The following is a 16,427-nucleotide window of genomic DNA, read 5'->3' as shown; positions in this document are numbered from 1 at the left end:
GTTAAACCTATGTGAACTTTAACAAAAAAGAACGGAGAAATTTCCGTTCTTTTGCTTTATACAACTAATCTGCTTGCAAGTAAATTTTAAATTCCATTCCCTGTTCATAAGGGAGAAAACTATAAGACATTTGATAACTTTCTAGGATGTTATTCACGATATAGAGTCCCAAACCAGACCCCTCAGACTTGTCTGTGACAACTTGAGAGTGGTAAAAAATATCAAACAAATGATTCAACTCTTCTTGATTAAGAGGTTGGCAGGTATTTTTGATAGAAAGATAGCCATCTTGCTCGGATAGGATTACGCGCCCATTTTTATCTGAATATTTAATTGCATTACTAATCAGGTTTGTCAAAACCTTATCCAATGCCTTGAGGCTCATGACGACCCTGGTATCATCTGTCAATTGATTTTCAATTTCTATTCCTCTTGAGCGTTCTAATTCCTGATAGCGAGATAAAACATCCGTCAAAATAGTCTGGACTATCAAGGTCTCGCTACACTCTGTCCACTCTTGGAACTTAGAGGACTCCAAAACTTCTTCGAGCAAGTGGCTCATTTGATCAATTTGATCGATACTCTTTGCTATATACTTAGGGTGGTCTTTATAATCCCCAATATTGTACTGCATATTCTCTAGAATAATTCGAAGACTGGCTAAAGGGGTTTTCAACTCATGTGACGCTCCACGAACAAAAGAAACTTTCTGCTTTTGCAACCTGACAATCCGTTCATTTCTTCTCTCAGATTCATCAATGACTGCCAGCAAGTTTTCATACACATCATTGATTTGCTTTCCAACTTCCCCAACTTCATCCTTTCGCGTTTCATCAAAGCGAATATCATGATCCAACTCCTGCATCTTACCTGTAACTTTTGAGATATAAAAGAGAGGCTCCAATAAACGTTTCGTATAGAAGTAGGAAAAGAGAAAGGCAAATACAAGCGTTGCTAAAAAGGTATAGGGGAGATAGAGAAGCATAATCCGTGTTGCCTCTTTATAAATATCCACACCTTGAATAAATTGAATGGTTACCTTTTTACCATCAGCTGTCGTAATCTGACGGTCAATCGTTACGATATAATTAGTGGGACTTCCTTCCTTTATTTCCAAGTCGTGCACAAGGGAAATTCTCTTATCCAGTACATCATCTTTCAAATGGGCAGAGATGCGAAGAGATTTCGAATAGGACTCCAGCAAACTAGGCAGTTCATGAAAATTTTTGCCTTCTAAGTACTTGCTCATAATAGTCGCACTCTCATTAAACTTCTCACCCTCTTGCTGAATGTAATAAAAAGGGAAGGTCAGATAGATGGCAATGTGGATGACCAAAGCGATTGCACCTAAAAGCGAAAAACTTCTTAAAAATGATTTGGTTAATAATTTAGGGTTTTTTATCATAAACTAATTTTATATCCGGCATTTTTCACTGTTACAATACAATCCAGATCCAACTTCTTACGAAGATTTCGAATGTAAACATCAACTACTCTATCAAGAGGCAAATCTGCAAAATCATTTGAGATAGACTCGAGTATCTGCTCTCTACTCAAGACCTGGTTCTTATGTTGGATTAAACATTTTAAAACCAACAATTCTTTCGGCTTAATTGCAACCTCCTCGTTCTTGACTCGAGCTTGGTAGGATGTAAAATCCACTGTCACATCTTGATAATGCCAAATATCCTCCACAACATAGTAACGCCTAAGCAAGGCTTGAATCCGTTTGACTAGGAGCACCAGTGAAAATGGTTTCGTCACATGATCATCAGCATAAAGGTCAAATACCTGCATCTGAGTTTCCTCATCTCCGAGCGCACTTAAGACGATTACAGGAATATCATGATTTCCATTAATTTCTTTTAACACCTCAAATCCACTCCGCTTCGGTAACATCAGATCCAAGACCATCAGATGAATAGGGAACTCATGAAATTTCTCCAAAGCCTCCTGCCCATCCTTTGCTAGAATAACATGATAGCCTTCTTCTCTCAAAAAAGCAGCTACTCCCTCTCTAATCATATCCTCATCATCTACAACTAAAATGTTCATCTATTTCCCTTCTTAACCTATCTAAAATTCACTCTTTGGCTAGGTTTACGTTATTTTCATTTCATACGCAAAAAAAGAAACAGGGCTCTATTGAAATGGTGGAAATTTCAGGAAACTCTGCTCTTTTTCATTCTATACAAATCTTGATATCTATCTATTCTTATTATAACCAATATTTACATATTGTCAACTTGTTTCCTTTGGTTTTATAAAAATAAACACAAAAAGAACCAGGATCACTCCTGATTCTCTATTTTTAAGCAATATCAAATTTTAATTGACCAGCTTTGACACCAATCTTGAGAGTCTTACCTGCTACCAGTTCTCCCTTGAGGAGGAGCTCAGCTAGCTTGTCTTCCACCTCTGTTTGCAGTGTTCTGCGAAGTGGGCGAGCTCCCATTTCTGGATCATAACCTTGGCTTGCTAGTAACTTCAACGCTGAAGCTTGCAGTTTCAAGTCGATGCCTTTCTCTGCTAGGCTGGCAATCAATGGTTTCACCATGATCTTAACGATTTCCTGCATGTGTTCGCTATCCAAGCTATGGAAGACCACCTTTTCATCAATACGGTTGATAAACTCTGGTCGATAAGCCTTTTTCAACTCTTCAAAGATTCGTTTTTCCATATTTTCCTGATCAAAACGAATGTCCTTGGCCCCAAAACCGACAGTCTTGTCATCACGAAGGGCTGTCGCACCAAGGTTTGAAGTCATGATAATGATGGTATTTGAAAAATCAACCTTACGACCCTTGCTGTCTGTTAGAACTCCATCATCCAAGACTTGCAAGAGGACATTAAAGATATCTGGGTGAGCCTTCTCTACCTCGTCAAAGAGGAGTACGGAGTATGGTTTATTGCGGACCTTCTCGGTTAACTCTCCACCTTCTTCGTAGCCCACATAGCCCGGAGGAGCTCCATTGAGACGGCTAGCTGCAAATTTCTCCATATATTCACTCATATCAAAGCGGATAAGGGCTGATTCGTCATCAAAGAGGACTTCTGCCAAGGCCTTGGCCAATTCAGTCTTTCCGACACCCGTTGGTCCTAGGAACATAAAGGAACCAATCGGACGCTTGTGACTGCGAATACCTGACTGATTGCGACGAATCGCACGGCTAATACTTGAAACAGCTTGATCTTGTCCGATGACACGTTTGTGCAGTTCCGCTTCCAAGTTCAGGTATTTCTTAGCATCCGTTTGCGTCAGCTTTTGGACTGGGATACCTGACAAACGGCTCAAGGTGGTCAAAATATCAGACTCTGTTACCAAGTCTTTATAGACAGGCAATTCTTGTTCTTTTGCGATTAGCTGGGCTGCCTGTTTCCACTTGCCATCCATCAAGGCCTTGTCAGCTGGGCTCAAGTCGGATTCGTCCATTCTCACATGCTTGGATTTGTTTTGCACAGTTGCTGCTGCTTCATCTAAAAGATCGATAGCAGAGTCTGGTAGGTGACGACTGGTCAAGTAACGATGCGCCATCTTGACAGCTGTTTCAACGGCTTCATCTGTGATTTGCACACGGTGGTGTTTCTCATAGGTCGCTTTCAAACCTTGCAAAATAGTCATGCTATCAGCTAAACTTGGCTCTTCAATCGTCACTTTGGCAAAACGACGAGAAAGGGCAGCATCCTTTTCTATGTGTTTTTGGTATTCTTCCTGAGTGGTGGCCCCAACCGTTCTCAAAGTTCCACGAGCCAAGGCTGGCTTCAAGATATTGGCCGCATCCAGAGTCGAGTCAATACCACTTCCAGAACCCATGATGGTGTGGAGTTCATCGATAAAGAGGATTACTTTGCCATCTTCCTCGATATCCTTGATGATATTGTTCATGCGCTCTTCAAAATCTCCACGGAAACGTGTCCCCGCAACAACATTCATCAAATCAAGCTCCAAAACGCGCATCTTGGCCATTTCCGCAGGTACATTCCCACTAGCAATACGCTGAGCAAGACCAAGTGCTAGAGCTGTTTTCCCGACACCAGCATCTCCAACCAAGACCGGATTGTTTTTGGTCTTTCGACTTAAAATCTGAATCATACGTGAGATTTCCTTGTCACGACCGATAACTGGCTCCAATCTACCAGAGCGCGCTTGCTCCGTCAGGTCATGTGTGTAGTCCTCTAGACCGCCACTTTGAGCTTGAGGCATGCCCATCATATTGGCCATAGAATTTTGCTTGTCAGTTACTGTGCGATGGCGTTGACGCAAAGCCTTAAGGTCTTCTCTTGTCCAACCTGCACGTTCCTCTAAATTGCGACGAAGAGCAGCAATTCTGACCTGATCTTTCTTGTCTTCATAAGAAAAACCAGCCCTCTCCAAGATACGAGTCGCCAAGGCATTGCCGTCATGCAAAATCGCATAGAGGACATGCTCTGTCCCTAGCACCTTTGCGTGGACCACTGAGGCCACATACTCTGCTTCTGCAAAGAGAACTTCCAAACGATGGGAAAAGGGTAATTCTGTAAAGGTTTCGTCTTGGCTATAGTCCGTTTCAGTCAGTTCCAACGCAACCTCTTCTAAACGGTCCATCTCGTATGGATAATCATTTAGAGTTGCACCTGCCACACTATAACTGTGATTGGACATGGCAATCAATAAATGCCAAGACTCTAGATAACGAGCTCCAAAATGGCTCGCAACCATGTAGGCACTTTCGATACATTCATTCAATGCTTTTGAATAGTTCATCTTACTTCTCTTTTCTATCTACCTCTTGTAATAGCTGTCGGAGCATATTGGCACGGACAACTGAGGCTTCTTCCCCTAGGACACGATCCGTTGCTACTGAAGTTAGCAAGGTCATCTCCTGCTTGGTCATTAAGTCCTGCTCCACCAAAAGCTGGAGAATATCCTCATAGATCTCCTGACTAGCTCGCTCACCAATCGAGTAAAGCAAATCGCGGAGCATCTCATGATGACTGGAAAACTCAATCCGCCCTATGCGAATGTAGCCTCCACCACCTCGTTTACTCTCAACTAAGTAACCTCTACTTTCCGTAAAGCGGGTCTTGATGACGTAGTTAATCTGACTCGGTACAACCTGGAAGGTATCTGCTAACTGGCTCCGTTGCAATTCCACAATACCAGATTGGTCTAAAATCGCCTTGATATAGGCTTCGATATGATCTGATGTATTTTTAAATCTCATAGTAAATCAAACTCCTTCTTTGAACCTTGACTATCTTTGACTATTATACCGAAATTTTTGATTTTTTTAAAGGAAAAGGGCGCTGGTAAAGGATAATCTTCACCAACTCCCTATTTTTCTACTTATCTAAGCCTAATTCTGCTAATATTTGACGTTTGTAGGCAATTTTTTGGACTTCCTTGTCCTCGTCTTCAGACCAATCTAGTTTAATTTCTGAAACAATCTGCCCGGGACGATTTTTCAAGATATAGATGCGGTCGCTGAGATTGAGAGCCTCTTCAATACTATGCGTGATGATCAAGGTCGTCAGTTGCAACTGCTTGTGAATCTCCAGATACCAAGCGTGGAGTTCCATCTTGGTCATCTCATCCAAGGCGCTAAAGGCCTCATCCAAGAGAAAGAGCTTGTGCCCGAAAAGGTAGGTCCGAAGCAAGGCCACACGCTGGCGCATCCCACCGCTAAGTTCATGAGGATACTTATCCCGTACAGCTGTCAGCTGAAAGGTCGCAAGGATTTCATCCGCTCGGGCAATGGCCTCCGCCTTATCCACCTTTTGAATCAAGAGAGGCAGGATGATATTGCCAAGCACCGTCTTGTGCTCCAAAAGCAAATCCTTTTGCAACATATAACTCACGCGCCCCTTAGGATTCTCCTCGCCGTCAAGGACAATTCGCCCAGACTGGACTTCTAAAATCCCAGCGATTAGGTTAAAGAGAGTAGTCTTTCCAACACCACTTGGACCTAGGATAGAAACCACTTCACCCGAAGTCACCTGCAGGTTGATGTCCTCCAAAATCTTTTCATCGCCATAGGCATAGCTTACGTGTTCTAGTCTAATTTCTGTCATTATTTTACAAATTCGTTAGTGAAGCCCTTGTCAGTCAAGTCTTCTTTAAGGATACCATTTTCTTTGTCCCATTTGTAGAAGGCATTCCAGCGAGCTGCGTCAAATTGTCCCCATTTTTCCTTGTCACTTGCGTATTCTTTTGACAAGTATTTTTGCGATTCGATGACAAAGTCACGTTTTTCCTTGAGTTCAGGTGCATTCTTGATGAGGATATCTGCAGCTTCTTCTGGATGTTCCATGGCATATTGGTAGCCTTTTTTGATGGCTTGGATGATTTTACGAGCTTCTTCTTTGTTGTCTTTGAGATAGTCGTTGTTAGCGATGATAACGGGTGAGTAGTAGTCAAACTCCTTGACATAGTCTTTCAAGTACATGAAGTTAGCATCTACGCCTTGCGATTTGGCAAGGATACCATCCCACCCATAGTAAATCCAAGCGGTGTCAAAGACGCCATTGGCAATCGGTGTAATCGAGTTTGAGTCGTTGTTTGGTACTTTTTCGACCTTCTCAAAGTCTCCGCCTTGTGATTCTACTAATGTTTTCAACATAGCTAGCTCCGTTGGGTCATTCCAAGTACCGTATTTCTTACCAACCAAGTCCTTTGGACTGCTCACATTGTCAGATTTACGAGAAATGATTCCTGATGTATTGTGCTCAACGATAGCGGCAACGGCAGTGATTCCTGCCCCTTTTTCCAATTTCTTAGCCATGTAGTCTTGGAAATACACTGCAAATGGTGCCTTGCCATTGATAACCAAGTCAGAAGAACTTTCTTCAGGTGGCAATTTCAAATCAACATCCACTCCAGCTTCTTTGAAATAACCTTTTTCCTTGGCAACATAAAGCCCTGTGTGGTTAGTATTTGGCGTCCAGTCTAGGATAAAGTCAATCTTCTTGAGTTCTTCTTTATTGTCCTTAGAAGCAGTCCCTTGACCACAAGCCACCAGCACGACAGCTACAAGAGCTGTCACAAGCGTTAAAAACACTTTCCATGTTTTCTTCATTTTCATTTCCTCTTTTCTTTTTCTAAAACGCTCTATTTAAGTACGTTTCCATTTAATCACGTATTTTTCACTAATATCGACCAACTTCATACCGATAAGGCTGATAATCGACACCAGAATAATAATGGCAAACATGGTATCATACTGAAACAGTTTCTTGGACTGAATCATATAAACACCAAGACCTTCAAAACCTCCTAGCCACTCGGACACCACGGTTGTGATAAAAGCGTAGGAGACACTGACCCTCAGACCTGCATAAAAGTAGGGTAGGCTGACAGGGATTTTAAAATGCCACAGGATTTGCCAAGGATTGGCTCGCATCAGACTAAATAAGGTCAGCATATCCTTGTCACAATGCCTAAATCCATCCAAAATACTGACGATAATAGGGAAGGTTGTTGTCAGGATTATCAAGACAATCTTGGGTAAAATTCCATAGCCTAGCCACAAGACTAAAATTGGGGCTATGGCAATGGTCGGAATGGTCTGGACAACCACCATCATAGGGTAGATAAGATCATTGAGCCAAGCTAGACTATCCATGAGTACCGCCATGAGACTGGCAATCAAGACTCCTAAGACTAGTCCGAGCAAAGCCACTCTCAAGGTCGCCCAGCTATGGTGCCAGAGAAATTCTCTGTCACGAACAAAGGCCTGGAGAATTTCAAAAGGAGTTGGCAGGATAAACTTGGGGAGAAGTTTGAATATTCCTGCTAACTGCCAGATTGACAAGACTCCTAGAAAACCCAATAGACTAATGTGTCGTCTCAGTATACTTTTCAAGTTTCTCATCAATACTTAAAATCTCTCCTACATTTATTTTGACATTGGCAAAGACATTATCTGCCTCCTGCCCAGCCACTTCAAGCGCTTCTTTGAGAATGCGCATGAGCTCATCAAACTCCCCTTCCAGGACCGTTTCAAATGGTGTCACTACCATGGTCACGGACTGAGCTTGCAGATAAGCAATAACCTGATCGATAATAGCAATTCGATCGATCCCCTGTGATAGGGGCAAGACTTGCAAGGCAATGCTTGCTTTCATAAAAACCTCCTTTTCTCAGGTTTCCCTTTAACAAAAAGAAAACCTTTTCCATATATGGAAAAGGTGCAGAATTCGGCTAAGTATCGTTCCCTACGCTGGCATTACCCAGATCAGGTGCGGTCGAAGTTTAACACTTCCTCTCAGACTGTACACAGACTCCCATATCTTATATGGACATATAGTAACGCAAATACAAGGAAAAGTCAAGGAAACTGCTTACAGAAAATCTTGAAAAAGAGTTTGAAGACATATGCTTCAAACTCTATCATAGTTTTCTTATTTAGCCTCGTACCAGGTTGCCCCTTCATTTTCATCTGCAATAAGGGGAACACTGAGCTGGATGGCTTCTTCCATGGTTTGTTTCACTAGAGCTTTAACGGCTGCTAGTTCCGATTTCGGAACCTCAAGGACGATTTCATCATGCACTTGCAAGAGCATCTTGGTCTGATAGCCGCCTTCTACCAAAGCCTTGTCTAGCTGGATCATAGCAATCTTGAGAATATCTGCTGCTGAACCCTGGATAGGAGAGTTGATGGCAGTCCGCTCTGCAAAACCACGAATGTTGAAGTTGCGTGAATTAATATCTGGCAACTCACGACGACGCTTGAAGAGGGTCTCTACATAGCCCTTATCACGCGCCTCACGCACCACCTCATCCATGTAGTTTTTAATACCTGGGAAGCGTTCAAAGTAAGTGTCAATGTAGGCTTTTGCTTCCTTACGGCTAATGCCCAGATTATTAGACAAACCAAAGTCTGAAATCCCATAAACCACTCCGAAGTTAACCGCCTTGGCATTGCGACGGTCGTTTGGAGTCACATCCTCAGGACGTTCAATTCCAAAGACACGCATAGCTGTGGAAGTATGGATATCTGCTCCCTCTTGGAAGGCCTTGATTAAGTGCTCATCCTTAGAGATATGGGCCAAAACGCGCAACTCAATCTGTGAATAGTCCGAGCTGAGCAAGACACTATCCTCCCACTCAGGGACAAAAGCCTTACGAATGAGGCGGCCATGTTCCAAACGAACAGGAATATTTTGCAAGTTTGGATCCACACTAGACAAACGCCCAGTCTGAGTCAAATCCTGCACATAGCGCGTGTGAATCTTGCCATCATCTAAAATCCAATCCTGCAAGCCAACCACGTAAGTCGATTGAATCTTAGCAATCTGACGGTAGTCTAGAATTTTCTTAACAATTGGCGCAATAGGAGCTAGACGCTCTAGCACATCCACGGCCGTCGAGTAACCTGTCTTGGTTTTCTTAGTGTACTCTAGAGGAAGACCGAGCTTTTCAAAGAGAAGCACACCCAACTGCTTAGGAGAATTGATATTAAACTCTTCACCAGCCAACTCGTAAATCTCTTGAGTCAGTTTTTCAATAACAAGCTCATTTTCAGCCTGCATCTCAAGCAGAGTTTCTTTTTTGACCTTGATCCCAGCAATTTCCATCTTAGCAAGGACAAAAGCCAGAGGTTGCTCCATGTCATGGAGAAGGTCTAACTGCCCATGTTCACTGAGTTTTTCAAGTAAAACAGGTTCAGTCTCAACCAATACTGCAACTTTGCGAGCCAAATGCTCCAAGAATTTTTCTCTCTCAGGGATGGCTTTCTTGACCCCCTTACCATAGAAGGTCTCATCATCAGCCAAATAAGTCTGGCCATAGAGATTCGCAATAGTTGAAATTTCATTATTCTCGACTGTTGAGAGTAAGTATTTTGCCAAACGACTGTCAAAAGCAGGAGCCTGCAGATTCAAACCCAAGCGATTTAAAAGAACCTTCGCTTTCTTAAAGTCATACACTTTCAGAGGTGTTTTTTCTAGAAAATCCTTGAGAATCGGCTCCTGCAAGAGCTCAAGTTTGTCTGTAGCGTAAAGTTTATCCCCACAAGACCAAGCAAAACCAACCAAGTCATCTGTATGGTAATTCTCACCAAAAAGCTCAAAGTGGAAGATAGAGTCGCCACTCAGCATGTCTTGACTGACGTGATCAACGATAGTGAAATCCAAGCTCTCAGGCGCATCCGTTGACGAAACATTTAGAGCTTGTTTGAGCTGTTTGAAGCCCATCTCATCGTAGAATTTCCCGAGATTTTCCACATCTGGGCCATTATAGACCAAATCATCAAGGCCAATCTCAATCGGTGCCTTGGTATCGATAGTTGCCAGTGTTTTCGACAAAAAGGCTTGTTCCTTGTCATTGATGAGATTTTCCTTCATCTTAGAAGCCTTCATCCCATCGATATTTTCATAAATACCCTCTAACGAACCGTGTTCTAGCAAGAGCTTGATACCCGTCTTTTCACCGATTTTCGTGACACCAGGGATATTATCAGACTTATCCCCCATAAGAGCCTTAAGATCAATGAACTGAGCTGGTGTGAGGCCCATCTTTTCCATGAGATAGTCTGGCGTAAAGGCCTCAAACTCAGCCACACCTTTCTTGGAAATCTCGACCACCGTATGCTCATCCGTCAACTGGATCAAATCCTTATCTCCGCTAACGATTGTCACATCAAAAGAATCCTTCTCAGCCAAACGACCTAGGGTCCCGATGATATCATCAGCTTCATACTGGGCCAACTCATAATGGCGAATCCCAAGATGGTCTAACAACTCACGAATGAAGGGAAATTGCTCACGAAACTCATCCGGAGTTTTAGCACGGCCACCCTTGTAGTCTGCATACATCTCTGTTCGGAAAGTCGTCTTACCTGCATCAAAAGCTACCAAAACATGGCTGGGTTCAACTCGCTCCAATACATGATTCAACATAAGTTGAAAGCCATAGATTGCATTGGTATGAAGACCATTAGCATTTTTAAATCGATCCAGCTGCTGATAGAGCGCAAAAAAAGCTCGAAAAGCAACTGAAGATCCATCAATTAATAATAATTTTTTCTTGTCCATACACCCATTATAAAGGAAAGCAAGGAAAAATACCATCGGAAAGAATAGGCAAATGGTAGTGAAGCCCTCTTTTTTATATTCTTTCTAGATTCTAGCTCCATTACTATCCACTCGATAGCCATCTACAGTAGTATTCACTGCTAAAGCCCCTGAAGCATTGACGTAATAAGACTTTCCTCCTACCTGGAACCACTGGCTAGACTTCATAGCCCCTGAACTCTCCAAATAATACCATGTTCCATTTTCCTTGAGCCATCCTGTCTGCATCTCCCCTGATGCCTTTAGATAGTACCAATGCGAACTATCCTTCACCCAACCTGTTGACATGGCCCCATTTTCTTTTAAATGGTACCAATTGCCATTAACTTTTTTCCACCCTGTCGCTAGCTTACCATTCTCTCGGTAATACCAACTCCCTCCTTCTTTTTTCCACCCATTCTCTGTATTGCTTAACTTTTCATACTGCACATACCTTCTAGCACCACTGTAGGATAGATAACCGAGCCACTTATAACCATCCTTTTCAAGAACTTGATCATAACTCACACTCTCACCAGCATAATAGTAATCAATAACCTTTCCTGTACTTGACGGTTGGTCCATAATAGGTGATTTCCCCGTGAATACTATTGTCCCGCTGGACGGAAGCTCTGAGTTACGAGAACCCTCACTCACACTATAGTTAGCGGATAAATCCCTGAAATGAATAAAACCTGTCATCGAACTAGCCTTGACTTTTCGACGGTTATACTTTTCTCGAACCCCATAATTATACTCTTCGATCTCAATCGTATCCCCTGATACATTTGATACCCAGGCCACGTGCCCATAATATCCTTCTGTTGACCAAGCAATAGCCCCAACTGCTGGTTTGCTATCCACACGGTAGCCTTCTCGCCTTGCACGATGTCCCCATTCATTTGCATTTCCATAAGCAGGCGGGATCTCAAAGCCATTCACACTACTCAAACGAAAGGCCGCAAAAGACGTACACTGGCGAGAATACATCCGCCACTGATCGATTTCCACACTACCATTTTTATAGTGAAGCGGGTAATCATCACCACGCGCTACACTGTCAGCCTGAACCGATTCTCCACCAAATAAAAAGGTACTTGTAACGAACAAAGTAGCCAGCCCTAAACCCAACTGAGTATATCTACTCTTCTTAACTCCTGATTTTAAAAACGTCATTCATTCTCCTTAATAATGTAAATTTCCGAGGTTACCCTCGTTTATACTATTCGGGAGAAAAAGAAAAAAGTGAGCAAAGCTCACTTCATTTTAGGATTCTTAGTCTAGATAGCGAATCAAGTTCTTTTCTGTCAAGATATCTGAGTAGGTGAAGGATTCAACGTAAACATTGGCTTGTTTGTCTCCTTCAACATCCCCAAATTCAACGATAAATAGAGATGGATAAACCTCAATTAGCTTACCCAATCTATTTTTTTGGCGCTTACGGCCATTTTCCAAAGTCATTTCAACGACTTGTCCCTCATGTGCCTTGATCTCTTCTTTGATTTTTTTCATCTTGGCTACATCTGTAAATGCATCTGACATCTTATGCCTCCCTCTTTGAGATACTTGAAAATTTATTGTATTCTTTTTGGAAAATCAATTCCACTGTTCCGCGAGCTCCACTACGGTTTTTCTCGATGATAACCTCCACCTTGTTATTTGGAATTCCTTCCTCTTCTTCACCCGCACGATCATAGTAGTCGTCACGGTATAGAAAGGCTACGATATCTGCATCCTGCTCGATAGAACCCGATTCACGAATATCAGACAAGACTGGTCTCTTATCCTGACGCTGTTCCACTCCACGAGATAACTGACTAAGAGCAATGACTGGAACCTTTAGCTCTTTAGCTAGAATTTTCAACTGACGAGAAATTTCAGAAACTTCTTGTTGGCGGTTCTCGCGACCAGTCCCTGTTATAAGCTGTAGGTAGTCAATCAAAATCAAGCCTAGATTGCCTGTTTCTTGAGCCAGTTTACGTGAGCGCGAACGAATTTCCGTAATCCGAATCCCTGGTGTATCATCGATATAAATACTCGCGTTGGCTAGGTTCCCTTGGGCAATGGTATACTTTTGCCACTCCTCATCAGTCAATTGACCCGTACGGATAGAATGGGACTCCACTAATCCTTCGGCCGCCAACATACGGTCTACTAGACTTTCCGCACCCATTTCCAGCGAAAAGATAGCAACCGTCTTGTCCAACTTAGTCCCAATGTTCTGAGCAATGTTCAAAGCAAAGGCCGTCTTACCAACTGCTGGTCGCGCCGCTAGAATAATTAATTCCTCCTCATGGAGACCTGTCGTCATATGGTCCAAATCACGGTAACCCGTTGCAATACCAGTGATATCCGTTGTTTGTTGTGACCGAACTTCTAGGTTCCCAAAGTTGATATTTAGAATATCTCGGATGTTCTTGAACCCACTACGATTGGCGTTTTCGCTAACATCAATGAGTCCCTTTTCAGCCTGAGCGATGATTTCATCTGCAGGCTTAGAAGCCTCATAAGCTTGGTTGACAGACTCTGTCAACTTGGAAATCAAGCGACGTAGCATAGCCTTTTCGGCTACAATTTTAGCATAATATTCCGCATTAGCTGAAGTTGGTACAGAGTTGACGATTTCAACAAGATAAGACAAGCCGCCAATATTTTGGAGATCCCCTTGACTATCCAAAATCGTCCGAACTGTCGTCGCATCAATCGCTTCCCCACGATCCGACAAATCTACCATCGCTTGGAAAATCAATCGATGAGCATACTTAAAGAAGTCACGAGAATCAATGTATTCTCGGACAAAAACGAGCTTACTCTCATCTATAAAAATAGCCCCCAGAACAGATTGTTCTGCCAAAATATCCTGAGGTTGAACTCGCAGTTCCTCTACTTCTGCCATCCGACTTTCCTTCCTTTTACAATCTTGTCAACAAGTTGTAAACTTAACCTTCTTTTACACGAAGATTGATGATACTTGTAACATCTTGATAGATCTTCACTGGTACATCAATCAAACCTACTGCTCGAATTGGTGCTTGCACTTGAATATTGCGTTTGTCAATCTTAATACCAAACTGCTTTTGCAATTCTTCTGCAATTTTCTTGTTAGTGATGGAGCCAAATGTACGGCCATCCGGTCCAACCTTTTCAACAAACTCTACAACCGTTTCTTCTGCTTCAAGCTTAGCCTTGATGGCTTTTGCTTCGGCAATCATTTCAGCATGAGCCTTTTCTTCTGATTTTTGTTTTCCACGCAACTCACCCACTGCTTGAGCAGTCGCTTCCTTGGCCAAATTCTTTTTAATCAGGAAGTTTTGAGCATAGCCAGTTGGCACTTCCTTGATTTCGCCCTTTTTTCCTTTTCCTTTAACATCTGCTAAAAAGATTACTTTCATTCTTCTTTCTCCTTTTCCTTTAGTTCATCCAAGATTAGTTGAGTCAATTTTTCTCCTGCTTCTGACAGACTCATATTCTCGATTTGCGCAGCCGCTAGATTAAAATGGCCTCCGCCACCTAGCTCTTCCATAATGCGTTGCACATTGATTTTACTACGGCTTCGAGCCGAGATGGAGATAAATCCTTGTGTATTTTTTGCCAGAACGAAACTAGCCTCAATACCGGACATGGCCAGCATAGCATCGGCAGCCTTACTGATAACAACGGTGTCATAAGTCGTTGAGTCCTTAGCTTGGGCAATCAAGATATCTGAACCTAACTTACGACCTTGTAAAATGAGTTCATTTACCTCACGATACTCTTCAAAATCTGTCGCAGCAATCTCCTGGATAGCAATACTGTCACTTCCACGTGTTCTCAGGTAGCTAGCCACATCAAAGGTTCGACTCGTCACGCGAGATGTGAAATTCTTGGTATCCAGCATCATTCCAGCCATCAGTACGCTAGCCTGCATACGACTCAAACGATTTTTCTTAGAATTTTGGAACTGAATCAATTCTGTGACCAGCTCACTGGCACTACTTGCCCCACTTTCAATATAGGTGATGACTGCATTCTCAGGGAAATCCTGGTCACGTCTATGATGGTCAATAACAATGGTTTGAGTAAACAAATCATAAAAATCTTTCGATAAGGTCAAAGCCGTCTTTGAGTGATCCACTAAAATCAATAACGAACGGCTTGTAACTAGCTTCATCGCATCTGTAAGAGATAAGAGTTTCGTAGTATCTTCCTTCTTTAAGAACTGGATAGCACGCTCGATATCTGCTGACATTTTATCTGCATCATAGACAGCATAACTGTTTTCAATAATATTACTTGCAAACAACTGCATACCGACAGCAGAGCCCAAGGCATCCATATCTAGATTTTTATGACCGACTACAAAAACCTGGTCAACACTTCGAATCTTATCAGAAATGGCTGTCATCATGGCTCTCGTACGTGTACGAGTACGTTTGATAGACGCAGCAGTTCCTCCACCGAAGTAGACTGGATTCTTGGTCTCATCATTTTCCTTGACCACCACCTGGTCACCACCGCGAACTTCTGCTAAGTTCAAGTTGAGCAAGGCAATTTTCCCTATCTCTTCATGATTTCCATCACCATAAGAAAATCCCATACTTAAAGTTAGGGCTAGTTGCCTCTGTTTTGATTCTTCTCGGAAAGTATCAATAACAGAGAATTTATCATTCATCAATTCCTCGAGTACTGTATAATCTGTGAATAAATAAAAACGATCCATCCCCACACGGCGAGAAAACATAGCATACTTACTAGCAAATTCTGAAACAAAATTAGCTACAAAGCTATTGATATGGCTGATATCAGAGTCAGACGTCGCATCCTCCAAATCATCGTAATTATCCACTGAGATGACCCCAATGACTGGACGGCTAGTTACCAATTCGACAGTTGCTTCGTACTCCCCAGAAACATCAAAAAAATACAAAACGCCTGAAGCCTTATCCATATGGACAGCATATCGTGTTTCACCCAAGGTAGCATACGAACCAGGATTCCCAACAGAAGCCTTGATGATGGCTTGAATTAACTCAACATCAATTTCCCCTTCTTCATTTGTCAAAATTAACTCAGCATAAGGATTAAACCATTCTACTTCTCCACTTGATAAGTCTAATTTCAGGACTCCCACCGGCATTTGATCAAGCAAAGTACTCAAGCTATTTTCGGCTTGGTGATTTACATATTGGATTTGTTCAATTTCGCTCTTTTCATACTGTTTTTTTTGCCATACAAATAAAAGCAGATAAAGCAGTACAAATAAAAATAAAACAGTGATTGTTACAGCAAGATTATGTGAAAAAATAATCAGCAAAGTTAAGATTCCGAAAGTTGCAAGTCCTAGCAAGACTGCAGAAAACGGGATTAAATTATTTTTTTTCATTCTAAACCTCTTGCGCATTATTATATCACAAAAG

14 protein-coding genes are annotated in these 16,427 nt (G+C 42.2%); all 14 read right to left on the bottom strand.

Going from position 1 to position 16,427, the window contains the following annotated elements:
- Positions 1-64 precede the first annotated feature (64 nt).
- The gene (bgrS, locus tag HMPREF1149_RS04590; protein WP_009067111.1) at positions 65-1,405 is read right to left on the bottom strand and encodes a sensor histidine kinase BgrS; all 1,341 of its coding nucleotides are present in this window, start codon (positions 1,403-1,405) and stop codon (positions 65-67) included.
- On the bottom strand, positions 1,402-2,055 hold the full coding sequence (gene bgrR / locus HMPREF1149_RS04585) for a response regulator transcription factor BgrR (RefSeq protein WP_001024193.1): 654 nt from the start codon (positions 2,053-2,055) through the stop codon (positions 1,402-1,404). The genes bgrS and bgrR overlap by 4 nt, the downstream gene beginning before the upstream one ends.
- Positions 2,056-2,311: 256 nt before the next feature.
- Positions 2,312-4,744: an ATP-dependent Clp protease ATP-binding subunit gene (locus HMPREF1149_RS04580; RefSeq protein WP_001109721.1), complete on the bottom strand. Its 2,433-nt coding sequence runs from the start codon at positions 4,742-4,744 to the stop codon at positions 2,312-2,314.
- 1 nt (position 4,745) lies between these two features.
- Positions 4,746-5,204 carry a CtsR family transcriptional regulator gene (locus HMPREF1149_RS04575; RefSeq protein WP_001211260.1) on the bottom strand — a complete coding sequence of 153 codons (459 nt, stop codon included), beginning with the start codon at positions 5,202-5,204 and terminating at the stop codon, positions 4,746-4,748.
- A gap of 118 nt (positions 5,205-5,322) precedes the next feature.
- Complete coding sequence (locus HMPREF1149_RS04570) at positions 5,323-6,051, bottom strand: ABC transporter ATP-binding protein (protein ID WP_000136205.1); 729 nt, start codon at positions 6,049-6,051, stop codon at positions 5,323-5,325.
- Complete coding sequence (locus tag HMPREF1149_RS04565; RefSeq protein ID WP_000754553.1) at positions 6,051-7,055, bottom strand: ABC transporter substrate-binding protein; 1,005 nt, start codon at positions 7,053-7,055, stop codon at positions 6,051-6,053. The genes HMPREF1149_RS04570 and HMPREF1149_RS04565 overlap by 1 nt, the downstream gene beginning before the upstream one ends.
- Before the next feature lie 36 nt (positions 7,056-7,091).
- Complete coding sequence (locus HMPREF1149_RS04560; protein ID WP_195327902.1) at positions 7,092-7,850, bottom strand: ABC transporter permease; 759 nt, start codon at positions 7,848-7,850, stop codon at positions 7,092-7,094.
- Positions 7,813-8,103, bottom strand: a complete 291-nt coding sequence (locus tag HMPREF1149_RS04555) for a thiamine-binding protein (RefSeq protein WP_000647675.1) — start codon at positions 8,101-8,103, stop codon at positions 7,813-7,815. Before HMPREF1149_RS04555 ends, HMPREF1149_RS04560 begins: the two co-directional genes overlap by 38 nt.
- A 276-nt stretch (positions 8,104-8,379) precedes the next feature.
- Entirely contained in the window at positions 8,380-11,013 is a 2,634-nt protein-coding gene (gene polA, locus HMPREF1149_RS04550) for a DNA polymerase I (RefSeq protein WP_025170433.1), read from the bottom strand.
- Positions 11,014-11,097: 84 nt separating this feature from the next.
- On the bottom strand, positions 11,098-12,207 hold the full coding sequence (locus HMPREF1149_RS11640; RefSeq protein ID WP_000143409.1) for a CHAP domain-containing protein: 1,110 nt from the start codon (positions 12,205-12,207) through the stop codon (positions 11,098-11,100).
- Between the two features lie 99 nt (positions 12,208-12,306).
- The gene (locus HMPREF1149_RS04540) at positions 12,307-12,573 is read right to left on the bottom strand and encodes a Veg family protein (protein ID WP_001278165.1); all 267 of its coding nucleotides are present in this window, start codon (positions 12,571-12,573) and stop codon (positions 12,307-12,309) included.
- Position 12,574: 1 nt separating this feature from the next.
- Positions 12,575-13,927 carry a replicative DNA helicase gene (gene dnaB, locus HMPREF1149_RS04535; protein WP_000852476.1) on the bottom strand — a complete coding sequence of 451 codons (1,353 nt, stop codon included), beginning with the start codon at positions 13,925-13,927 and terminating at the stop codon, positions 12,575-12,577.
- Positions 13,928-13,970: 43 nt separating this feature from the next.
- Positions 13,971-14,423 (bottom strand): 50S ribosomal protein L9, encoded by a 453-nt coding sequence (rplI, locus tag HMPREF1149_RS04530; RefSeq protein ID WP_000864210.1) that lies wholly within the window; start codon positions 14,421-14,423, stop codon positions 13,971-13,973.
- Entirely contained in the window at positions 14,420-16,393 is a 1,974-nt protein-coding gene (locus HMPREF1149_RS04525; protein ID WP_000739976.1) for a DHH family phosphoesterase, read from the bottom strand. The genes rplI and HMPREF1149_RS04525 overlap by 4 nt, the downstream gene beginning before the upstream one ends.
- Positions 16,394-16,427: the final 34 nt, after the last annotated feature.

It is taken from the genome of Streptococcus sp. BS35b, from assembly GCF_000286475.1.
Lineage (GTDB): Bacteria > Bacillota > Bacilli > Lactobacillales > Streptococcaceae > Streptococcus > Streptococcus oralis_W.
This window is presented reverse-complemented; position numbering and strand designations above follow the sequence as displayed.